Here is a 21731-nt window from a genome sequence, read left to right on the forward strand (position 1 = left end):
GATATGACAGAGCCGACCACCGCCGAACCCCTCACGATGGAGCTGCCCGTCGAGGGCGGCACCCTCAAGGTGCTGCGCTTCGGCAGCGGCCCCCGCGTGGCCGTCGCCGCCCACGGCATCACCGCGAGCGGCATGTCCTACCGGGCGGTGGCCCGGCACCTGCCCGCCGACTGGTCCCTGTACGCGGTGGACCTGCGCGGACGCGGCGACAGCGCGGACACACCGGGGCCGTACGGCATCGAGAGGCATGCGGCGGACGTGTGCAGGGCCGCCGAGGAGTTCGGCGGCGGTGGGCCGGTGGCGCTGACCGGACAGTCGATGGGCGCCTACGTGGCGCTGCGGGCAGCCGTGCGCCGCCCCGAACTCTTCGACCGGCTGCTGCTCATCGACGGCGGGCTGCCGCTGCCCGTGCCGGCGGACGTGGACCTGGACGACGTCCTCGACAGCACGCTGGGCCCGGCCATCGCCCGGCTGTCGCAGACGTTCACCGATGACGAGGCGTACGTCGACTTCTTCCGCGCCCACCCGGCGCTCGGTGCGGACTGGAGCCAGGACATCGAGGCGTACGTCCGCCACGACCTCACCGGGCCGCCAACTGCCCGCCGCTCGAAGGTCCGTGCGGAGGCGGTGCGCCAGGACGGCCGGGAGTTGCTGGAGGCCGCCGAGTCCCTGGGCGCGGATCTGACCCGTCTGACGGTGCCGGCCCTGCTGCTGCACGCCCCGCTCGGCGTGCTCGGGCAGGCGCCGCCGCTCCTCCCGCGGGAGCTGGTGGAGCACTGGGTGGGTCGATCTCCCGGCCTGCGGGCCGAGTTGGTGGAGGGGGCGAACCACTACACGATCCTGCTGGGCCCGCGGGCGAAGACGGCGGCGGACCGGCTGGTCGGCCTGGGGGACTGGTCAGAAGGGCATGCGGCCCCGGGTGCGCCGACCGGCCGAGCCGCTGCGCCCCACGGCCTTGGAACTGCTGCGGAACGGCTTGCTGAAGATCCGGCCCAGGATGCCGGGAGCCTTGCCGCCGGCGCGTGATCCCGCTCCCAGGGTGCGTTGAGTGCCGCGTTCGGGGTGCCGTGAGAGGCGGGGCAGAAAGAAGGCGAGGACGGCCAGGACGACACAGACGCCGATGATGCCGACAATGATCATGAGGTGCTCCCTTGGTCGAGGCGTGAGCGGGGTGTGTCTGCCGAGTGCCCTGCCCGCGCAGGTGTATGCGCCGGGCCCGGTCGGGACCGGTCGCCGCGCCCGGTACAGTCGGCTCGCCGCTCAGCCCGTGCCGGACCGGGCGCCGCGGCCCGATGTTTCCTCGTCGCGTACCGGCCAGGTGACACCAATGACTGATACGCAAGAATCGCCCGGGCTGACGTCGCGGATGCCCGACGGGGCGGACGATCCCTCCGTCGAGGACCGCGTCACGCGGATACGGCGGCGCCTGGAGCGGCTGATCGGCATCGCGGCGACCGAGGGCAACGCGCTCACGCCGCTGCGCAACGGTGACGAGATATTCGCGGCCATGCTCGCCGGGATCCGCCGTGCCGAGCACACCGTGGACATGATGACGTTCGTGTACTGGAAGGGAGACATCGCCCTCCAGTTCGCCGAGGCACTCGCGGAGCGGGCCCGCGCCGGGGTGCGGGTGCGGCTGCTCCTCGACGGGTTCGGCAGCCGTCTGATCGAGTCCGAGCAGCTCGACGCGATGGACCGGGCGGGGGTGCAGGTGGCGTGGTTCCGCAAGCCGCTGTACCTCTCGCCGCTCAAGCAGAACCACCGTTGCCACCGCAAGGTCCTGGTCGTCGACGAGGAGACCGCGTTCACGGGCGGTGTGGGCATCGCACAGGAGTGGTGCGGCGACGCGCGCAACGAACACGAGTGGCGCGACACCCACGTCGAGCTCCGCGGGCCCGCCGTGGACGGACTCGCCGCGGCGTTCGCGCAGAACTGGGCGGAGTGCCACGAAGAGCTCTTCGACGACCGTGACCGGTTCGTCGAGCAACGGCCGCACGGCGGCGCCATCGTGCAGGTGGTGCGCGGCTCGGCCAGTTTCGGCTGGCAGGACATGCAGACCCTGATCCGCGTGATGCTCGAATCGGCGGAAGAGCGCGTCCGGCTCTGCACCGCGTACTTCTCACCGGACGCGTACTTCGTCGAGCTGCTGTGCGACACCGCTCGGCGCGGGGTCGCGGTGGAGATCCTGCTGCCGGGCCCGCACACCGACAAGCGGGTCAGCAACCTGGCAGGCCAGCACCACTACGAGGAACTCACCGCGTGCGGGGTGAAGATCTTCCAGTACCAGCCGACGATGATGCACGCCAAGGTCGTCACCGTCGACGGTGTGGCCGCACTGATCGGCTCGACGAACTTCAACCGCCGCTCCCTCGATCACGACGAGGAAGTCATGCTCGCCGTCCTGGACCAGGATTTCACCGCGACGCTGGACGGGCACTTCGACGACGACGTGACGGCAAGTGAACTGATCCAGGAGGGCCGCTGGAAGAGACGCTCGGTCGTCCAGCGCTCCCTGGAAGCGGCGGTGCGTCCGATCCGCCGCTTCCTCTGACCCCTGACCCGCGATGCCGTCACCCCGCCGCTGTCACCTCGATGAGGCAGAACGGATCCGCCCCCACCAGCGGGGTCACCGAGGTGAGGGAAAGGCCCGCCCTGCGGCACAGGTCCTCGAAATCGGACCTCGTCCGTTCCCTGCCGCCCACGTTCACCATCATGTTGAGGTCGGTGAGGTAGGTGAGTCCGGCGGTCTCGGTGTCGACGACCTCGGGCAGCACCGGCTCCACGATCAGCACGCGGCCCGCGGGCGGCAGCACCTCGCGGCAGTGGGTCAGGATCGTGACCGCCTGTTCGTCCGGCCAGTCGTGCACGATGCTCTTGATCAGGTAGACGTCGGAGCCTTCGGGCACCGAGCGGAAGAAGTCGCCCGCCACCAGGGAGCAGCGTGACGTGAGCCCCTGGTTCTCCAGAGTCTTCGGAGCCTGGGCCAGGCCCTCCTCGGTGTCGTAGAGGACGCCCGTCACGGTGGGATGTTCGCGCAGTACGGCGCTCAGCAAGGTTCCGTCACCGCCGCCGACGTCGGTCACCGAGGCACGGCCGCCGAAGTCGAAGGCGTGCGGCAGGACCGCGGCCGTTGCCCTGGACGCCTGACTCATGGCCTTGTTGAACTCCGCGGACAGGTCGGGGGTGTCCTTCAGGTGGCTGAAGAAGTCCTTCCCGAAGATCGTGTCGAACGCGACGTCGCCGGTGCGCACGCTGTCGTCGAGGTGCTCCCAGGCCCGCAGCATCGTCGGCTCGGTGAACATCCGGACCAGTGAGGTGAGCGAGTCGGGCCGTCCGGGGTCCAGGGTGGCGCCCGCGGGCGTCAACGAGAAGGAGCCCGCGGTGTGCTCGCGCAGCAGGCCCAGGCTTGCCAGGGCGCGCAGCAGCCTGGTCATGGGCTGAGGGCGCGCTCCGGCAGCGGCGGCCACTTCGGTCGCCGACCGCTCCTCGTCGCCGATCAGCTCCATCACCCTCAGCCGGACGGCCGCGCGAACGGTCTGCGCGGCCAGGCTTCCGAACACCAGCCGTGCGACCAGTTCGTGGGCGCCCTCGGTGTCGTTCGTCATCGTCATCGTCGTTTCCCTTCGGCTGTCCCAGGCAGAGGAAGTGAGTCCCTTGACTGTGCCGATCTCGGAAGCGGCCGTCTTGGACGAATGTTCCCGCACAGGGCATGTCCGGATGTCGTCCCCGCCGTTGAGACGATCTCTGCCTGAGCCATGTCCAAAGTGACGTAGGACACGTTATGAGGGTGCGTCGTCCTGGGTAGGGGCGGCATGATCGCCCGAGCTCGAGCCCGGGAAGCACCACAGGAACCACGGAGGTATCCATGTCCTCGAAGCGACGTCGCAAGAAGAAGGCCCGCCGCAAGAACGGCGCGAACCACGGCAGCCGCCCCCAGTCCTGACGGCGGGCGCGGCGATCGGGGGCGGCACCATGCGGTGCCGCCCCCGAGGCGTGTCGACGTGGTCGAGAGGCAGGGGAGCAGCTCCGGCAGCGGTAGGCGAAGCCGAACCAGCCCACCCCGTCATCCCGGGCACGCCACGCATGGCCCACCCCGTCATCCCGGGCACGCCACGCACCGGCCGACCGCAGACCGATCAGGAATCGAGAAGCTTCGGCGCCCTCGCCAGTTCTAGCGTGAGCGCCATGGACGTCACCCTGCACGCGAGCTTCCTCCCGCACGACGATCCGGACGCCTCCCTCGCCTTTTACCGCGACACCCTCGGCTTCGAGGTCCGCGCCGACGTCGGGTACGACGGGATGCGCTGGATCACCGTCGGTCCCGCGGACCACCCCGGCACATCCATCGTCCTGCAGCCACCGGCCGCCGGCCCCGGTATCACCGCCGCCGAGCGCCGCACCATCGTCGAAATGATGGCCAAGGGCACCTACGCAGGCATCCTCCTCGCCACGGCGGACCTCGACGGCACCTTCGCGCGGCTGCGGGCCGAGGGCGCCGAGATCGTCCATGAGCCGACCCGGCAGCCCTACGGCATCCGCGACTGCGCCGTCCGCGATCCCGCGGGCAATCTGCTCCGCATCCAGGAACTGCGCTGACCCGCCACGGCTGACCCGCCGGAGCCCGCCCCCGTTGCCCTGATCACGCCGACGAAGTAGAACCTGACGTACTGCTCGACGCTGATCAGCTCGAGCCGGGCGACACCGACGGAGACCGCGCAGGCGGCTCCGCCCGACAGATGGAGAGAGCATGAGCCCCGCCAAGAGAAAGAACACGCAGTCGCCTGCGCTCCATGCCGCCGACAGCCACGACTTGATCCGTGTGCACGGCGCGCGTGTGAACAATCTCAAGGACGTCAGCATCGAGATCCCCAAGCGCCGTCTGACGGTGTTCACCGGCGTCTCCGGCTCGGGCAAGAGCTCGCTCGTCTTCAGCACGATCGCCGCGGAGTCGCAGCGGATGATCAACGAAACCTACAGCGCCTTCGTCCAGGGCTTCATGCCGACGCTGGCGCGGCCCGAAGTCGACGTACTCGACGGGCTCACGACCGCGATCATCGTCGACCAGCAGCGGATGGGCGCCGACCCCCGCTCCACGGTCGGCACCGCCACCGACGCCAACGCGATGCTGCGCATCCTCTTCAGCCGGCTCGGCAAGCCGCACATCGGGCCGCCCAGCGCGTACTCCTTCAACACCGCATCCGTCCGGGCGAGTGGCGCGATCACCGTCGAGCGCGGCGACAAGACCAAGTCGCAGAAGGCGACCTTCAACCGCACCGGCGGCATGTGTACGCGCTGCGAGGGCCGTGGTTCGGTCTCCGACATCGATCTCACCCAGCTCTACGACGACTCCAAGTCGCTCGCCGAGGGCGCGTTCACCATCCCAGGCTGGAAGTCGGACAGCCAGTGGACCGTGCAGGTCTACGCACAGTCCGGCTTCGTCGACCCGGACAAGCCGATCCGCAAGTACACCAAGAAGGAGCTGCAGAGCTTCCTCTACGGGGAGCCGGTCAAGGTCAAGGTCAACGGCGTCAACCTCACCTACGAAGGCCTCATCCCCAAGATCCAGAAGTCGTTCCTGTCCAAGGACAAGGAAGCGATGCAGCCGCACATCCGGGCCTTCGTGGAGCGGGCGGTCACCTTCACCGTCTGCCCCGAGTGCGACGGCACGCGGCTCACCGAGGGGGCCAGGTCCTCGAAGATCAAGCGGCTCAGCATCGCCGACGCCTGCGCGATGGAGATCCGCGACCTGGCCGAGTGGGTGCGCGGCCTCAAGGACGCGTCGGTGGCGCCGCTGCTCACCGCGCTGCAGCAGACCCTCGACTCGTTCGTGGAGATCGGCCTCGGCTACCTCTCGCTGGACCGTCCCGCGGGCACCCTTTCGGGCGGCGAGGCACAGCGCGTCAAGATGATCCGCCACCTCGGCTCCTCGCTCACCGACGTCACGTACGTCTTCGACGAGCCCACCATCGGCCTGCATCCGCACGACATCGAGCGGATGAACAACCTGCTGCTGCGGCTGCGGGACAAGGGCAACACGGTCCTCGTCGTCGAGCACAAGCCCGAGGCCATCGCGATCGCCGACCACGTCGTCGACCTGGGTCCCGGCGCCGGTACGGGGGGCGGCTCCGTCTGCTTCGAGGGCACCGTCGACGGGCTGCGGGCCAGCGACACCGTCACCGGCCGCCACATCGACGACCGGGCCACGCTCAAGGAGACGGTGCGCAAGCCCACCGGCACCCTGGAGATCCGCGACGCCACCCACCACAACTTGCAGGGCGTCGACGTCGACGTCCCGCTGGGCGTGCTGTGTGTCGTCACCGGTGTCGCGGGCTCCGGCAAGAGCTCACTGATCCACGGCTCCGTGCCCGCGTCCGCGGGTGTGGTCTCGGTCGACCAGGCGCCGATCAAGGGTTCGCGGCGCAGCAACCCCGCGACGTACACCGGTCTGCTCGAACCGATCCGCAAGGCGTTCGCCAAGGCCAACGACGTGAAGCCGGCGCTGTTCAGCGCCAACTCCGAGGGCGCCTGCCCCATCTGCAACGGCGCCGGTGTCATCTACACCGACCTGGGGATGATGGCCGGTGTCGAGAGCACCTGTGAGGACTGCGAGGGCAAGCGGTTCCAGCCCGCGGTCCTCGAATACACCTTCGGTGGCCGCGACATCAGCGAGGTGCTCGCGATGTCGGTGACCGAAGCCGAGCGGTTCTTCGGCTCCGGTGACGCGCACACGCCGGCCGCGCACCGGATCCTCGACCGGCTCGCCGACGTGGGGCTCGGCTACATCAGCCTCGGCCAGCCGCTCACCACGCTGTCCGGCGGCGAGCGGCAGCGGCTCAAGCTGGCCACGCACATGGCGGAGAAGGGCGCCGACCAGCCCGTGCTGGTACTCGACGAACCGACCACCGGCCTGCACCTCGCCGACGTCGAGCAGCTCCTGGGCCTGCTCGACCGGCTCGTCGAGTCCGGCAAGTCGGTCATCGTGATCGAGCACCATCAGGCGGTCATGGCGCACGCCGACTGGATCATCGACCTCGGTCCCGGCGCCGGTCACGACGGCGGCAAGATCGTCTTCGAGGGCACCCCGGCCGACCTCGTCGCCGACCGCTCCACTCTCACCGGCGAACACCTCTCGGCGTACGTGGGCGCCTGAGCGAGGGCCTCGGCGGTCCGGCGGCAGCCTCGCGGTGGCCTCGGGGCGGAGATTATGGATCGACGAGGCTCCGCGCAGGCGTCTTGCACGAATGCGTCACTCAATGGGGTGTCACGGCGTCAGAAGCCGCACTGCCGACGGGGGTTCGGTGTTGAGTGGTCACGAGTAAGTGGCGATTTTGTGTGCGTCTGACGTTCCATTGGGCCCGTGGCATGCGCATGCCACGGGCCTGATGCCTGCGTTGCCGGGAGCGGAAAGGATCGTTGGACCAGGCATGAGCGATGCGGGGAATGCGGTTCCTTCGCCGCGGCCGCCCCGTCCCGAGACAAGGGCCGGTGGCGGGGAGGTCTCTTCATCGTCCCCCATCTACGACGCGCTGGTGCGTGAGTGGCGTGCCAAGCAGCGGGAAGTGCCGCGGGTGCCGGCCCCGTCCCCCTCCCCGCGCTCGCGCTGGGAGCGCGTGGATCCGCAGGACCTGTTCCACAGAGGCTGACCGGCCGCGCCCACCGTGTCACGTCAGGGGGGTCGCGGGGTGGGCGTGGGTGCTGAGCCACCGGCAGATCGCGAGGGCGATGGTGCCGTCGAGTGTGCTCAGCGCGTCGATGGCCTTGGCGTCGTCGGGGTGCGGAGGGACTCCGGCCGTGGTGAGCGTGGCGTGCAGGCTCAGACGGTGCCGGTCACGGGGCGTCAGGACGGGCGGGGCCGCCATGTCCAGACGCTGCGTCGGGTCGGGCGGGGGCAGCAGGAAGTCCGCCCCGGCGTCCCAGTCGACGGTCGGCAGGATGGTGACGGGTGAAGTCATGGCGGCTTCCTCACGACGGTGGGCGATGCCTGTGCCGGAGAGGAAGCGGATCGGTGTCCGTCCGGTTGCACCGGGCCTGCCAAGACACCCGAAGGCGGTAACCGCCGGGCGCCTGGGCGCATATGAACTGCCCGCAGGTGTGCCCGGGAGCTGATCCGGTGTGAAGGTGAACTCCTCTGCTCCGGTTGAGGAGTCTGCGCGTATCGGCTCCTACCAGCGGATGACGCACAACTCTCCCGTATGGCACGTGAGTCGGACAGACTCCGGCTCGCGGGATGAGTCGCTCGGCGGCTGAGCCAGAAATGATCCTTCTTGTCCCGTAACGCCGATCGGAAGGATCGTCCGCATGCAAAGACGCCCGCTCGTCCCGCTGCTCGCGGTGAGCGCGATGGCGGCTCTGGCCCCCGCCCTCGCCGCGACTCCGGCCACAGCGACCCCCTCGGCCCGGTCGGAACCCGGCTCGGCCTCAGCCGATGCCCTGCGCCCGTACACCCGGCAGAAGCCGGTCTGGAAGCGGTGCGCGGCCGATGTCCCCGCCGCCTTGCGGTGCGCGACCCTGAAGGTTCCGCTGGACTACCGGAAGCCCGGCGGCAAGAGGATCGACATGGCGATATCGCGCCTCGGGACCAGCGCCCCCGGCAAACGTCACGGCGTGCTGCTCTCGAACCCGGGCGGTCCGGGCGGCCCCGGCCTCGAAATGCCGCTCGAGCTGGAGGGGCAACTGCCCCAGCGGGTGAAGGAGCGGTACGACCTCATCGGCTTCGACCCGCGGGGAGTCGGCCGCAGCACACCCGTCCGGTGCGGGCTCAGCGACGAGGACAACGTGCTGCTGCGCCCGCTGCGGACGTTCGAGAAGAATGTCGCCTGGGCCAAGTCCGTGGCGGACAAGTGCCGTTCGAAGGCGGGGGACACCCTCCCGCACATCACCACCCGCAACACGGCACGCGACATGGACGTCCTGCGGGCGGCCCTGGGCGAGCGGAAGGTCTCGTACTACGGAGTCTCGTACGGCACCGCCCTCGGCGCGGTCTACACGCAGCTGTTCCCGCGGCGCGCCGACCGCTTCGTCCTCGACAGTGCCGTCGACCCGAAGCGGATGTGGCGCGGGATGTTCCGGATCTGGGCCCCGGAAGCCGAGCGGGCGTTCCAGCGGTGGGCGAAGTGGACCGCGGCGCGTGACGCGACGTACGGCCTCGGCGCCACACCGGCCGCGGTGAGCAAGAGCTTCTGGGACGTGATCGCCAGGGCCGACCGCGATCCCGTCGTCGTCGACGGGGTGCCGCTCGACGGCGCGGGCGTACGCGATCTGGTGCGACGGGACTTCTTCACCGTCCGCGAAGCGGCCGAGCGGGTCGTGAAGTTGAAGGAGGCCGCCGGGGGAGGCGCCGCGAAGGGCCTGGACCCCGCCGAACCCCCGTCGGAGTCCGACATCTCGGCCTCCGCGGCCGTGGTGTGCGGCGACGCCTCCTGGCCGCGCGACCCCGAGACGTACCGCAGGGACTCGGTCCGCGACGCGGACCGCTATCCGCTGTACGGGGACTTCGCCTCCGGTGTCATGCCCTGTGCCTTCTGGGACGAGCCCGTCGAGCCCGCCACCGAGGTGAACAACAAGGTCCCCGCGCTGATCGTGCAGAACGAGTGGGACTCGCAGACCCCTCTGGTCACCGGGCAGGCCCTGCACCGCGAGATGAAGGGCTCGCGCATGGTGACGGTCGACGAGGGCGAAGGGCACGGCGTCTACGGCACGAACCGGTGCGCCGACTCGGCGGCCGACTCCTACCTGGCCACCGGCAAGCTCCCGGCCGCCGACGTGACGTGCGAGGCGACCCCCGGCCAACGGCGGGCGGCGCCCTCGCTGCCGGCGCCGGGGCCCCTGGGCTGAGCGTCGAAACCACGTCCTGACCGTCATGTGGTGTGGGTGGTGGGCGACCGCCGCCCACTCCGGTACACGCACGGCACTGCCCTTCTTGTCTCATCTTGTATATGCGGTGCCATATGGGTCCTGTTTTCCTGTACCGACTGAATTCTTCGCCTGTGCGCCGGCCCCAGCTATTCCCGCCCGTCATTCCATGCCTATTCGACTAAAGCTTTACTTGTGAGTTAAATCACATCTCACCAAGCAAATGATCTTGATGGCGCATATCCACATGCCTGTATCCCGTGTGACACGATGCACCTGTTGGTTGGCTAGCTTTTATACGGGGAGACAAGCATGCCGACGATGATTGTTATCGGATACAGGGACGACCTCGATCAGGCGCTACAGCGCCGAGGATTGGATCCCTGCTATATAGTGCAGGCGCCCGCGAGCGCCCCTGAGGGGCGACGGTTCAAGCGTGTCGCCGATATTGAGAACGTCCAGGAAGTACTACGAGCAGTACTCGCCGCCGGTGTTGCCGATGCGGCAGGAGTGCTCACGGTCCATGAAATGGGCGTCTTTGCGGCCGCCTATTTGCGGCAACAGCTGAAACTGCCCGGGAACGCCGATTCCAAGGCCGCGCTCTATTTCCGGGACAAGTTTCTCCAGAAGAGCAGACTGCCGTCGCGCATCAAGCGGGCGCGCTGCCGTTACGTATCGAAGGACACGTCGTTCCTGGAGCTTTCCGAGGAGCTCGGGGACGTTTTCGTCGTCAAGCCGGCGATCGGAGCCGGCTCGCTGCGCACGAACATCGTCCGTTCGCCCGAGGAGTATGCGCGGGCCTTGGAGCTGTTCCCGAGTCGGTCGGACGTCGCGATCGTCGCCGAGTCCTTCATCGATGCCCCCGAGGTCTATATGGACGGCATCTGGAGGAACGGCCGGCTGCGATGGTCGTCCATGAGCAGCAATCACATCGCGCCACTCAGCGCCGTGCAGGGCGGCATTCTGTCCGCGCACATCCTTGACAGGAGGCTGCATCCGGCACTGTTCCAGCAGGCCGAGGAGCTTGCCGCGCAGGCGCTGGAGAGCCTTGAGGCGCCTGACTGCGTCTTTCACATGGAGGCGTTCGCGCGGGAAGCCGGACTGACGTTCGGCGAGTGCGCCATCCGGCTTCCGGGGGCGCTGTCCCCGCAGGTCAATAAGCTGACGTTCGGCGTCGACCTCTTCGACGTGGAAATCAGTCTGGCACTCGGGGAAGAGCCGACCGGCATTCCGGAGAACGGCACACCCGACCGCTTCTACGGATACCTGCTCCTGCGCCGCTCGGACAACGGCGCACTGACCCAGCAGGATTTCGAGCGCCACTTCTCCTTCGACGAGATTACGTATCCCTCGTCGCCTGATGCGGCGATCGGACCTTACGGCCGCTTCGGGCAGGCCATCGTCTCCGACCCCGACGAACTGAAGCTGCAGAAGACGATCGACGAAATCGTGCGCTTCAACGAGGTCGGCGGCTGACGGTAGCCGCCGCATCCGCGGTCGGTTTCGGCGAGAAATTCTGGATCTGCGAGAAATTCCGAGCTCGGCACCATTCTCGGACGCCGGGCCGCGCCCTGCCCGAGCCACATTCTCCTTCATGATGCTTTTCTCCGATCGGAGGTCGTCACCCCTATGCCGGATCAACGTCCTGCCTCGACGCTCCCGCAGCTGCTCGAACGTGCGGCTCGGGACACAGCGCGAGGAATCACCTTCATCGGTGCCTCGTTCCTCTCGTACGCCGATTTGCGGGAGTGTGCCTGCCGGATTGCCCAAGGGCTGCGCGACCACGGAACTTCACCGGGCGAACGGGTGCTTATCTCCGCCCACGATCCCGAGAATTTCTTCCGCGCCTTCTGGGGGTGCGTCCTGGCCGGTGTCGTGCCCTGCCCGGTCGCGCCGCCGGCCGACCCCTCCCGGTGGCGTACGCAGCTGGAACACCTGCGCACACTGCTGGGCGACCCCTTGGTGATCGCGTCCAAGGACTCCCACGGCGACCTGCCCGACATCGGCTTGCGGACCGTGACGGTAGAGGAGCTGAGCCATGCCACGGCCGAGCGCGATCAGCTCCATACGGCCGCCCCGGACGACCTCGCCGTCCTGATGCTCACCTCCGGGTCCACCGGATCGAGCAAGGCCGTCAGGCTCACCCACGCCAACCTCCTCGCGGCGCAGGCGGGCAAGGCGGGCGCACTGGACCTGGGGCCGGACGACACCTCGCTGAACTGGATATCGGCCGACCACATAGCCGCGATCGAGGCGAACCTGCTGCCGATGTTCAACGGCGCCGACCAGGTCATGGCCACTCCGGCCACGGTCCTCGCGGACCCCGTGGAATTCCTCCGGCTGCTCACCGCCCACCGGGTGCGCGTGACCTTCACGCCCAACTTCCTGTTCGGGCAGATCAACCAGGCGCTCGCCCAACGCCCAGTCCCAGCGGCAGAGTTGGACCTCTCCCGCGTACGGCACATCATCTCCGGCGGCGAGGCCACCGTGACCGGCACCGTCCGGGCCTTTCTGGACGCGCTGTCCCCGTACGGACTGCGCGACGACGTGATCGTGCCCGCGTTCGGGATGACCGAGACATGCGCGGGCAGCGTGTTCAACCGTGAGTTCGCCACCCGTGACCTGGAGACGGAGTTCCCTCCGCTCGGCCGCCCCGTACGGGGACTGCACATCCGCGTCGTCGACGGCAACGGCACGGTGCTCGCCTCCACCGAGCGGCCCGCGGCGGGCGATCCCGGGGAGGTGCAGCTGCGCGGCACGATGGTCACCGACGGGTACTTCGGCAACGAGCAGGCCACCGCCCAGGCGTTCACCCCCGACGGCTGGTTCCGCACCGGCGACCTGGGATGCCTCGACGCCGAGGGCCGGCTGACGCTGGTCGGCCGGACCAAGGACTCCGTCATCGTCAACGGCGTCAACTACTACAGCCACGACCTGGAAGCGGTCCTGGACGAGCTGGACGGGGTGAAGCGCGGGCAGGTCGCGGCCTTCCCGATCCGGCCCGACGGCGCCGACTCCGAACAGCTCGCCGTCGCGTTCGTCCCCGCGGGCCACCCGGCGGACGACACGGCCGTCTACCGGGCCCTCGTGGCGATCCGCAGCTCCACGGTGATGCACTGGGGCTTCCGGCCCCAGCTGATCCTCCCCGTCGCCGAGGCGGAGATGCCCCGCGGCAACCTCGGCAAGATCCAGCGGTCACGGCTGCGCGCGGCCGTCGAAGACAGCACGCTGGACGCGGCCGTACGCCGCTCCAAGGAGGTGAGCACCCGCTTCCTCGGCGACTATGTGGCTCCGGAAGGCGACGTCGAGATCACCCTGGCCGATGTCTACGCGCGCGTACTGAACAGCGAGAAGGTACCGACGACCGCCAGCTTCTTCGACCTGGGCGGCACCTCGCTGGACGTGCTGCGGCTCAAGCTGGAGATACAGACCGAGTTCGGCATCGACGACGTCCCGATGTCCACGCTCCTGCAAGCTCCCAGCGTGCGCGCCCTGGCCTCCCGCCTGACCGCCGCACGGAGCGACGGCGGAGACTCCGCCTACGACCCACTGGTGCCCCTCCAGGTCACCGGGGACGGCACGCCGCTGTTCTGCGTCCACCCCGGCCTCGGGGAGGTGCTGGTGTTCGTCAACCTCGCCAAGTACTTCACCGGCGAGCGGCCCTTCTACGCGCTGCGGGCCCGCGGGTTCGGGCAGGGCGAGAGCCACTTCGGGTCGTTCGACGACATGGTGAGCACCTATGTGGAGGCGATGCGGCGGGCCCAGCCGAGCGGCCCGTACGCCGTGGCCGGTTACTCCTACGGCGGGGCGGTCGCCTTCGAGATCGCCAAGAAGCTCGAGGCCGAGGGCGACGAGGTCAAGTTCGTGGGCGTCTTCAACCTGCCGCCGAGCATCTCGGGACGCATGAACGAGATCACCTTCACCGACGGCGCGATCAACCTGGCGCTGTTCCTCGAACTGATCGCCGCCGCCGACGTCGAAGGGCTCACCGCCACCCTGCGCCCGCTGCCCGAGGCCGACCAACTGGCCCACCTCGTCGACCACGCGCCGAAGCGACGCCTGATCGAACTGGACCTCACCGTCGAGCGGTTCACCACCTGGGTGCACCTGGCGCAGAGCATGGTCCACCTGGGCCGCACCTACGAGCCGTCGGGGTCGGTCGACGACGTACGCGTCTTCTACTGCACGCCGCTCAAGGGCACCAAACAGGAGTGGCTGGACGGCCAGCTGCGCCAGTGGGACGACTTCACCCGGGGCCCCAACCAGTACATCGAGGTCGACGGCGAGCACTACACCCTCATGAGCCCGCAGCACGTGCAGAGCTTCCAGGCGACGCTGCGGCGCGAACTGACCCGCGCACTCGGTTAAGGACGGACACAGGAATGCAAGGCAAGAAGATTCTCGTCACCGGCGGGACCGGGCAGGTCGCGATGCCCGTCGCCGAAGCGCTCGCCCCGGACAACGAGGTGTGGTGTCTCGGCCGGTTCGGCGACCCGGCCGCGCGCAAGTCCCTGGAGAAGATGGGCGCCCACACCTTCACCTGGGACATGGCGGCCGACGAACTGGAGGGGCTGCCGCGCGACTTCACGCACGTCCTGCACTCGGCGGTGCATCGGGGCGACGGCAAGGACTTCGCGGAGACCGCGCGGATCAACGCCGCGGGCACCGCGCGCCTCATGACCCACTGTTCCGGCGCCGAGGCGTTCCTGTACGTCTCGTCCGGTGTGGTCTACAACCGGGCCGACAGCACCCACCGGTACCGGGAGGGCGATGCCGTGGGCGGCGCGGTGCCGTGGCTGCCGACGTACCCCGTCGGCAAGCTCGCCGCGGAAGGCGTGGCGCGGGGCCTTGCCGAAGCGCTCGGACTGCCGACGGTGATAGCCCGGCTCAACATCGCCTACGGGCCGTACGGCCACGGCGGCGTACCCATGATCCTGTTCAAGCAGATGCGCAAGGGCCAGCCGTGCGCGGTGCCCCGCCAGGGGCAGAACTACTGCAACCTCCTGCACACCGACGACCTCGTCCGGCAGGTACCGCTCCTATGGGGCGCGGCGGGGACGCCCGCCCGGGTGGTGAACTGGGGCGGGGACGAGGAGGTCGGCATGAGCGACCTCCTCGAGTACATGTCCGCGCTCACCGGAGTCCCCGTCGAGCTGGACCGCAGCGACTACAGCCGAGAGACGGCGATCTTCGACCACGACGTCCGCCGGGGGCTGATCGGCGACTGCTCCGTCGGCTGGAAGAGCGGTATCGCCCGCACCCTGGCCGAGCTGTTCGAGGAGTACCGCGACCGCATCGACGCGTACGTCGACGAGCGGGCGACGGAGCAAGGAACGAAGCAAGGAACGAAGCGAGGAATGAAGCAAGGGGTGGAGCACTAGCATGCGCAGGCCCACAGACACAGAGGCGCTCCAGCAGGCCCTGAGCGCCGCCCTCGGCTCCCGCGAACCGGTGGGCTCCCCGGCCCAACTAGGTCTGAGGGATGGCGTGTTCACCGCTTTCGACCCCGCCGCGCTGGAACGCCCCACCCTGGTCGGCGGCGCGGCCCTCTACACCCCGGCCAGCCCCGCGCCCACCGCCCACACGGTCGACGAGCTGCTGCGCCGCGCGGAGGCACTGGGTGTGCCGCAGATCCTGGTGCCCCACGTGCGCCGCACCGACGACGCTCGCGCGCTGCGGGCGGCGGGCTTCGTTCCCGTCGCCGCGGGAGCCGAATGTGTCGTCCGCCTGACCGGCGACGTGGACGAACTCCTGCGTGCCCGCGTGGGTGGCGCGCGGCAGCGCGCTCTGCGTCGTAGCCATGACTCGGCTGCCCGTGACCTCACCTGGGAGCGGATCCGCCTGAGCGAGCTGGGCGGGGCCCCGTGGGCGCGAGACGCCTTCGTGGAACTCCACCGGCGCCGCTCGGAGCGCCACGGCGCCGGCCACAACCCGTACAGTGCCGAGGCCCTCGACGCCCTGGCGGGCGGTGCGTTGGCGGACCGTACGGAGATGCTGGTGCGCCGCCGAGGGGACAGCGTCGTCCAAGTGGCGCTCACGGCCAGGTCCCACAACGGCCGGGGGCTCTACCACCTGACGCAGGCCATCGACCCCGACGATCCCGCCGCGAGCGGCGACCTCCACGCGACGGCTCTGTACGGGATCTACCTCGACGCCCGGCGCTCCGGCCTGCACTGGGTCCATCTCGGCCCGGGGGAGGCCCGCGACAAGCGGCCCCTCGGAGCCGACCTGTTCGTCCCCCTCGACCACTGGCTGCGCGCCGACGGCCTCGCGGACCGGGAAGAAGCGCCGCGGGATCCGGGGCTGTCGCGCTTCGCGGCGCAGCCCGTCACGACCGTGCCGGTCCCGGGTCCGGCACGCGGACGGCTACAGCCGCGGTTCGACACCGTCGACCTGTCGGGCAACACCAATCCGTTCCTGGGCACCGCGAGCCTGTACCCCCATCTCGACACGGTGGAGCTCGCCGACACGTATCTGTCCACGATCTCGGAGCTGCCCGGCCACGGGAGCACCGGCGCGCTGACCGCCGATCACCTGCTGTTCTCCAGCGGATCGGTCGACGGCGTCATGCTGCTCCTCGCGGCCCTCGCCTCGCCCGGTGAGAGCGTGTGCGTCACGCCGCCCACCTTCCCGCTCTACGCCCACTTCGCCCGCCTGCTGCGCCTGCCTCTGGTCGAGGTGCCCCTGCGCGGCGACGACCTGTCGGAGCTCGACACCGAGCGGATCCTGGCCGCCGATCCGCGGGTGACCATCCTGTGCGATCCGAACAATCCCGTGGGGACCAGGCTCGATCCGGCGCAGGTGCTTGCGGTCGTCACCGGCACGCGGGGTCTCGTGGTGATCGACGAGGCGTACGTCGAGTTCAGCGAGAAGCCCTCGTACGCGCGTCTTGTCGCCGAGCACGACAACCTCATCGTCCTTCGAACCCTCTCGAAGGCGTGGGGGCTGGCCGGTGCCCGCTGCGGGATCGCCCTGGCGCAGCCCGGCATCATCGACGCGCTGCGGCGGGTGCAGGTGCCCTTCGGGTTCACCGACGCGTCGCAGAGCGCCGTACGCGACCGGCTGACCAACGCGCGGCGGGTGCTGGCCAGCATCCGGCACATCCGGGCCGAGCGCGACCGGATGGCCCGGATACTGGCCGAACACCCCGTGGTGGAGCGGGTGTTCCCCTCGGAGGCCAACTTCCTGCTGGTGCGGCTCCACAAGCACGAGCGCGTCATGGAGCAGCTGCACCAGGCGGGGATCGTGGTCGCCGACGTCGGGTTCCTCATCCCCGGCACCTGCCGCATCTCCATCGGCAACCGGCGGGCGAACGACGCGCTGCTCGCCGCGTTGTCCGCCGCCGTGTGAGCCGGATCAGGAGCCGACGGTCTCATCCAACTGAAGGGGTTTGTTCGCCCCTTCCTTGAACTCGACGACCACGAACGACAGGACGTCGTCACCGATGTTCTTCAGGTCATGGAGGTGGTATTGCCCGCTGGAGAAACTGAAATGCTGGGTCTGCCCGCGAACGTACGCTATTTCGCGGCTGCTGCCGTCACTCGCGTGCTGGCGGGCCTTGCCATGGGTGAGAGCGGTCCACGAGTAATCAAGTACGTGCCGGTGAACGGGAATACGCTCCCCGGGCTGGAGTCGAACCTCCCAGACACGCACCGATTCGGTCTCTTTCATCAGCGACTGACTGATGCATCCGTTATGGGTGTTGTTCTCGAATTCCTTGTGCAGCGGAGGGCTCCAGCGGTCGAATCCTTCGGCGACGACCGTGCTGGTCAGCGGAGAGTCAGTGGATGAATTGCTGCCCACGAAGCGGTTCCTTTCGGCCTTCGGTGTACGTCGGTGGCACCCTAACTGAAATGTATGCGAGCCAAGTAGCTTTTCCTGTAGCGCAATTGACCCAATGAGGAGGATGAACGCCTGTGATCGTGCTCGGTTACAACGGATTCACCAGGGGTGCGGAGCTTTTCGGGCGTCTCTACGGGGCGACCGGTGTCGGCCGTAATCTTCTGGTGGGGCATGACGCCGCGGCGGCCCTGTCCATCGACGGCGAGGTGGTCGCCGCCGTCGAGGAGGAACAGCTGAGCCGGGTCAAGAAGACCTCCGATTTTCCGGCGAACGCGATCACGTGGTGCCTGGAATCGGCCGGCGTCGAACTCGACCAGGTCGACGTCTTCGCTTTCCCCTGGCGCTTTTCGCCGACCGTGGCCGAGGAGATGATCGCGCAGATATCCGGCGCTGCCGACCTGTCGGCCGCGGCGAAGTTCGACGCCCTGCGGCGCACGGGCGAGCTCTACACCGACATGCTCAGCCGCGAGGCGGTGTACGGCGACTTCGTCCAGCGCACCGGGCATGCGCTGGACCCCAACAAGCTCGTCCTGGTCCCCCATCACCTGGCCCATCTCATGTGCGGCGCCTATCTGGCGGGCGGCGGTGACGCGGCCTTCCTGGTGAGCGACGGCAGGGCCGAGACCCTCTCCTCCGTCGCGGGCGAACTGCGCGACGGCGTGGTCCGCGTCTTCGACGAGAGCACCGTCGACATGGCGAGCTCACTCGGGGTGACCTACGGAAGGATCACCCGCTATCTGGGGTTCGTGCCCAACAACGACGAGTACAAGGTGATGGGGCTGGCCGCCTACGGCCCTCCGCCGCAGCACAACCCCCTGCTCGAACATGTCGTGCGGCTGCACGAGAACGGCTCGTACACCCTGTCCGTCCCCAGCGACATCGGCGCCTACTACGCGCTGTTCGACGACCTGTTCGGCGGAGACAGCGGGAAGCGCGAGGAGTTCGACTTCCGGGTCAAGGTGGCCGGTCTCGCCCAGCACTTGGTCGAGGCCGTCACCGCGCATCAACTGCGGGCGCTGAGCGCCGCGTCAAGCCTGGACACGCTGCTCTTCGAGGGCGGCCTGGCGCTCAACTGCGTGGCCAACACGAAGATGCTGGAGCGCTCCACGTTCGCCGACATGGAGGTCAGCTTCGGCGCCAGCGACCCGGGTGTCGCCATCGGCGCCGCCGTGTACACCGCCGGTCTCCGGAACCGGCCGGCGGACGCGGTCACCACCCCGTACCTGGGTCCCTCGTACGACGAGCGGCAGATCCTCGACGTGCTGGACCAGTACGCGGACCGCGTCGCATGGCAGGAGGAGCCCGACCTGCCTTCGGTCGTCGAGCGGACGGCGGAGCTGCTGGCGGGCAAGAACGTCGTGGGCTGGTTCCAGGGCCGCGCCGAGTTCGGACCGCGCGCGCTGGGGAACCGCAGCATCCTGGCCAACCCGGCCTTCCCCGACATCAAGGACATCATCAATCTCCGGGTGAAACACCGGGAGCCCTTCCGCCCGTTCGCGCCCGTCGTCATCGCATCCGAGGCGCCCCGCGTCTTCGAGATGGGCAAGAAGACCTCGTCCCCGTACATGACGTTCGTCTTCCCGGTGCGGGAGGAGTATCAGGAGCGGATCCCCGGTGCCTGTCACGTGGACGGCACGGCGCGGGTCCAGACGGTCGACGAGCGGCAGAATCCCGCGCTCACCGCGCTGTTGCGTGCCTTCACGGCGCGCACGGACGTGCCCTGCCTCCTCAACACCTCCTTCAACGTGGCCGGTGAGCCCATCGTCTGCTCGCCGCGGGACGCCCTGGAGTGCTTTCTCGCCACCGAGATCGACTGCCTGGTCATCGACCGGTTCGTGGTCACCAAGAAGGGCGCCTGAGCCACGGGAAACCACGGGCACGGGCAGAAAGAACCACGGAAACGAAGGACGCGTACAACCCTTGTGCCCCATCCGGTGTCGAACAGGGCGCCGGACAAGGAACGGGCCCTTTCCGGACACCCTCGCGCCTGCCCGGCCACCTTCCTGCACAGGAGCCGCTCGTGCGCAAGAACCGTTCGGCCGCCCTCGCCGCGGCCTCGTTCCTCCTTCTCACCGGGGCATGCATCGCCGCAGCCCCGTCCGCTGTCGCCGGCACCCCTGGGGGTACGCACGCAAACGACCGCAACAGTGACTTCAACGGCGACGGATATGAGGACGTGCTGGTCGGAGCCCCCGGGGCAACGGTCAGCGGCCAGAAGGGCGCCGGTCTCGTCACCGCCCAGTACGGCTCGTCCAGAGGCATAGGCACCACCTCCGTCGCCCGGTTCAGCCAGTCGACGGCCGGCGTCGCCGGAGCCGCCGAGGCGGGTGACGGCTTCGGGAAGGCCGTCGCCACCGGCGACCTGGACGGGGACGGCTTCGACGACGCGATCGTCGGCATCCCCGGCGAGGACATCGGCGACACCGCCGACGCCGGTGGTGTCGCGATCCTGTGGGGCTCGAAGCAGGGCCTCAGCGGGGCGGCCAGCGACTGGCTGGAGACCCAGGAGCCCACCAAGGGCGAGCAGTTCGGCCTGAGTCTGGCCGCGGCGCACCTGACCGGCGAGACACCGGGCGACGTGCTCGCCGTACTGGACCGCGACGACCTGGAGCTCTTCGCGTACGACGCCGCACCGCAGGCCGACGGGCAGGCCCCGCTGCGTCGGCAGGCGACCGAACGCCTCTCGGCGGCTGCCGAGGAGCGCGACATCCAGCCGAAGTCGCTCACCACCGGTGACTACGACGACAACGGCTTCGCGGATCTCGTCGTGTCCGGCGTGACCGTGGGCGACGAGCCGGGGCACGGCTGGTCCGCGTTCTTCTCGGGCAACGCCGACGGCCTCAAGTACGAGCACGATCTGCGGGGCGGTCCCGTGGCCGCGTCCGGCGACATCAACAACGACGGCTACGACGACCTGGTGACCGGCGAGCCCAACTCCCCCGACGACGGGGGCGAAACACTCACCGGCGGCCTGGTGGGCGTCCGCTACGGCGACGCGGACGGCCTCAAGGACGAGGCCAAGTGGTGGACGCAGGACAGCGTGGACGTGCCCGGCACCGCCGAGCGCGGTGACGGCTGGGGCGCCGATCTGTCCGTGGCCGACACGAACGGCGACGGGTACGCGGACGTCGCGATCGGCGCACCCGGCGAGGACATCGGCACGGTCGCGGACGCCGGAGCGGCCTGGGTGCTGCGCGGCTCGAACGCCGGCCTGACGGGGGTGGGCGCCAAGTCCTGGGACCAGAACTCGGCGGACATCCCCGGCGCGGCCGAGAAGGGCGACAAGTGGGGCGCGCAGGTGCGCCTGACGGACCCGAACCGCGACGGGCGCTTCGGTCTGCTGGCCGCCGCACCCGGCGAGAACGCGGGCGACGGAGTCGTGTGGGTCCTGTCCGCGGGGACGGGCGGCATCACCGCCGCGGGGTCCTGGACGTACGGGGCTGACTCGCTGGGCGCGCCGGGCACGGGCGCGGCGTTCGGCGCGGCGATCGACGAGTAGGAACCGGTGGGCCCGCGCCGGGCCCACCGGCAGGCCATCCACCCGAACGCGGTCGTGAGCGGCCTACGTATGATCGCGGCCATGTGCTCACGACTGCGTTCGGAGGCAGAACAGGCATGACAGAGAGCCGAGTTGTCATCGTCACGGGCGGCGGAACCGGCATCGGCGCCGCCACGGCCCGGCAGCTTCGTGCCGCCGGGCACAGCGTCGTCGTTTCCGGGCGGCGCCCCGAGCCGCTGCGCCGGGTCGCCGAGGAGACCGGAGCGCTGGCCCACCCCGCCGACGCGGGCGACCCCGCGGAGATCGCGGGCCTCGTCGATGCGGCCACACAGGCCTACGGCCGCATCGACGGGCTGGTGCTCAACGCCGGGGTCGGGCGCAGCGGTGCGGTCGGCGACCTCTCCGACGAGGACTGGGACGCGGTGCTGCGCACCAACCTCACCGGGCCCTTCCTCCTGCTGCGTGCCGCGCTTCCCCACCTCCTGGAAGCACGCGGCTCGGTGGTCGCCGTCGCCTCGGTCGCCGCGCTGCGCAACGG

16 protein-coding genes and 1 pseudogene are annotated in these 21731 nt (G+C 69.4%); 13 read left to right on the plus strand and 4 right to left on the minus strand.

Annotation, left to right across the window (positions count from 1 at the left end):
- Positions 1–36 precede the first annotated feature (36 nt).
- Positions 37–840, plus strand: a pseudogene (locus ACFUPX_RS37135) (alpha/beta fold hydrolase); the annotation flags it as partial.
- A gap of 57 nt (positions 841–897) precedes the next feature.
- Here the strand turns inward: ACFUPX_RS37135 and ACFUPX_RS37140 are convergent.
- Positions 898–1140 (minus strand): DUF6411 family protein, encoded by a 243-nt coding sequence (locus ACFUPX_RS37140; RefSeq protein WP_383332844.1) that lies wholly within the window; start codon positions 1138–1140, stop codon positions 898–900.
- 187 nt (positions 1141–1327) lie between these two features.
- Here ACFUPX_RS37140 and ACFUPX_RS37145 point away from each other — a divergent pair, with 187 nt between their 5' ends.
- A complete protein-coding gene (locus tag ACFUPX_RS37145; protein WP_383332846.1) occupies positions 1328–2551 on the plus strand; it encodes a phosphatidylserine/phosphatidylglycerophosphate/cardiolipin synthase family protein in 1224 nt (407 codons plus the stop codon).
- A 19-nt stretch (positions 2552–2570) separates the two neighbouring features.
- Here the strand turns inward: ACFUPX_RS37145 and ACFUPX_RS37150 are convergent, their stop codons facing one another.
- Complete coding sequence (locus ACFUPX_RS37150; protein ID WP_383332873.1) at positions 2571–3605, minus strand: methyltransferase; 1035 nt, start codon at positions 3603–3605, stop codon at positions 2571–2573.
- A 260-nt stretch (positions 3606–3865) separates the two neighbouring features.
- On the opposite strand from ACFUPX_RS37150, the gene ACFUPX_RS37155 reads away from it, so the two are divergent.
- The 3 genes from ACFUPX_RS37155 (at position 3866) to ACFUPX_RS37165 (ending at position 7150) form a co-directional block, all read left to right on the plus strand.
- Positions 3866–3943, plus strand: a complete 78-nt coding sequence (locus ACFUPX_RS37155) for a 50S ribosomal protein bL37 (protein WP_370443954.1) — start codon at positions 3866–3868, stop codon at positions 3941–3943.
- 242 nt (positions 3944–4185) lie between these two features.
- On the plus strand, positions 4186–4596 hold the full coding sequence (locus tag ACFUPX_RS37160) for a VOC family protein (RefSeq protein ID WP_383332848.1): 411 nt from the start codon (positions 4186–4188) through the stop codon (positions 4594–4596).
- Positions 4597–4747: 151 nt separating this feature from the next.
- Positions 4748–7150 (plus strand): ATP-binding cassette domain-containing protein, encoded by a 2403-nt coding sequence (locus tag ACFUPX_RS37165; protein ID WP_383332850.1) that lies wholly within the window; start codon positions 4748–4750, stop codon positions 7148–7150.
- 511 nt (positions 7151–7661) lie between these two features.
- Here the strand turns inward: ACFUPX_RS37165 and ACFUPX_RS37170 are convergent.
- Positions 7662–7952, minus strand: a complete 291-nt coding sequence (locus ACFUPX_RS37170) for a hypothetical protein (RefSeq protein ID WP_383332852.1) — start codon at positions 7950–7952, stop codon at positions 7662–7664.
- 346 nt (positions 7953–8298) lie between these two features.
- Here ACFUPX_RS37170 and ACFUPX_RS37175 point away from each other — a divergent pair, with 346 nt between their 5' ends.
- The 5 genes from ACFUPX_RS37175 (at position 8299) to ACFUPX_RS37195 (ending at position 17202) form a co-directional block, all read left to right on the plus strand.
- Positions 8299–9834 (plus strand): alpha/beta hydrolase, encoded by a 1536-nt coding sequence (locus ACFUPX_RS37175; RefSeq protein WP_383332853.1) that lies wholly within the window; start codon positions 8299–8301, stop codon positions 9832–9834.
- A gap of 330 nt (positions 9835–10164) precedes the next feature.
- Entirely contained in the window at positions 10165–11328 is a 1164-nt protein-coding gene (locus ACFUPX_RS37180) for an acetyl-CoA carboxylase biotin carboxylase subunit family protein (RefSeq protein ID WP_383332855.1), read from the plus strand.
- Positions 11329–11481: 153 nt separating this feature from the next.
- Positions 11482–14220, plus strand: a complete 2739-nt coding sequence (locus tag ACFUPX_RS37185; protein ID WP_383332857.1) for an alpha/beta fold hydrolase — start codon at positions 11482–11484, stop codon at positions 14218–14220.
- Positions 14221–14234: 14 nt separating this feature from the next.
- Positions 14235–15233: an NAD-dependent epimerase/dehydratase family protein gene (locus ACFUPX_RS37190; RefSeq protein WP_383332859.1), complete on the plus strand. Its 999-nt coding sequence runs from the start codon at positions 14235–14237 to the stop codon at positions 15231–15233.
- A 1-nt stretch (position 15234) separates the two neighbouring features.
- The gene (locus ACFUPX_RS37195) at positions 15235–17202 is read left to right on the plus strand and encodes an aminotransferase class I/II-fold pyridoxal phosphate-dependent enzyme (protein WP_383332861.1); all 1968 of its coding nucleotides are present in this window, start codon (positions 15235–15237) and stop codon (positions 17200–17202) included.
- 6 nt (positions 17203–17208) lie between these two features.
- Here ACFUPX_RS37195 and ACFUPX_RS37200 read toward each other — a convergent pair whose 3' ends face one another.
- Entirely contained in the window at positions 17209–17655 is a 447-nt protein-coding gene (locus tag ACFUPX_RS37200) for a hypothetical protein (RefSeq protein WP_383332863.1), read from the minus strand.
- Between the two features lie 113 nt (positions 17656–17768).
- Between ACFUPX_RS37200 and ACFUPX_RS37205 the strand changes: the two genes are divergently transcribed.
- From ACFUPX_RS37205 to ACFUPX_RS37215, 3 genes are all read left to right on the plus strand, one after another.
- Positions 17769–19553, plus strand: coding sequence for a carbamoyltransferase (locus tag ACFUPX_RS37205; protein WP_383332865.1), 1785 nt, complete (start codon positions 17769–17771; stop codon positions 19551–19553).
- Positions 19554–19714: 161 nt separating this feature from the next.
- The gene (locus ACFUPX_RS37210) at positions 19715–21193 is read left to right on the plus strand and encodes an esterase (protein ID WP_383332867.1); all 1479 of its coding nucleotides are present in this window, start codon (positions 19715–19717) and stop codon (positions 21191–21193) included.
- A 116-nt stretch (positions 21194–21309) separates the two neighbouring features.
- The coding region (locus ACFUPX_RS37215; RefSeq protein ID WP_383332869.1) for an SDR family oxidoreductase at positions 21310–21731 on the plus strand (422 nt) is incomplete at its 3' end.

Origin of the sequence: Streptomyces sp. NPDC057302 (assembly GCF_042667685.1) — a bacterium.
Lineage (GTDB): Bacteria > Actinomycetota > Actinomycetes > Streptomycetales > Streptomycetaceae > Streptomyces.

Bases quoted from the DNA above. Each gene is read 5' to 3' on its own strand.
- ACFUPX_RS37150 (WP_383332873.1), bottom strand. From the start codon at position 3,605: ATGACGAACGACACCGAGGGCGCCCACGAACTGGTCGCACGGCTGGTG.
- ACFUPX_RS37195 (WP_383332861.1), top strand. From the start codon at position 15,235: ATGCGCAGGCCCACAGACACAGAGGCGCTCCAGCAGGCCCTGAGCGCC.
- ACFUPX_RS37165 (WP_383332850.1), top strand. From the start codon at position 4,748: ATGAGCCCCGCCAAGAGAAAGAACACGCAGTCGCCTGCGCTCCATGCC.
- ACFUPX_RS37180 (WP_383332855.1), top strand. From the start codon at position 10,165: ATGCCGACGATGATTGTTATCGGATACAGGGACGACCTCGATCAGGCG.
- ACFUPX_RS37185 (WP_383332857.1), top strand. From the start codon at position 11,482: ATGCCGGATCAACGTCCTGCCTCGACGCTCCCGCAGCTGCTCGAACGT.
- ACFUPX_RS37175 (WP_383332853.1), top strand. From the start codon at position 8,299: ATGCAAAGACGCCCGCTCGTCCCGCTGCTCGCGGTGAGCGCGATGGCG.
- ACFUPX_RS37155 (WP_370443954.1), top strand. From the start codon at position 3,866: ATGTCCTCGAAGCGACGTCGCAAGAAGAAGGCCCGCCGCAAGAACGGC.
- ACFUPX_RS37160 (WP_383332848.1), top strand. From the start codon at position 4,186: ATGGACGTCACCCTGCACGCGAGCTTCCTCCCGCACGACGATCCGGAC.
- ACFUPX_RS37145 (WP_383332846.1), top strand. From the start codon at position 1,328: ATGACTGATACGCAAGAATCGCCCGGGCTGACGTCGCGGATGCCCGAC.
- ACFUPX_RS37190 (WP_383332859.1), top strand. From the start codon at position 14,235: ATGCAAGGCAAGAAGATTCTCGTCACCGGCGGGACCGGGCAGGTCGCG.
- ACFUPX_RS37140 (WP_383332844.1), bottom strand. From the start codon at position 1,140: ATGATCATTGTCGGCATCATCGGCGTCTGTGTCGTCCTGGCCGTCCTC.
- ACFUPX_RS37170 (WP_383332852.1), bottom strand. From the start codon at position 7,952: ATGACTTCACCCGTCACCATCCTGCCGACCGTCGACTGGGACGCCGGG.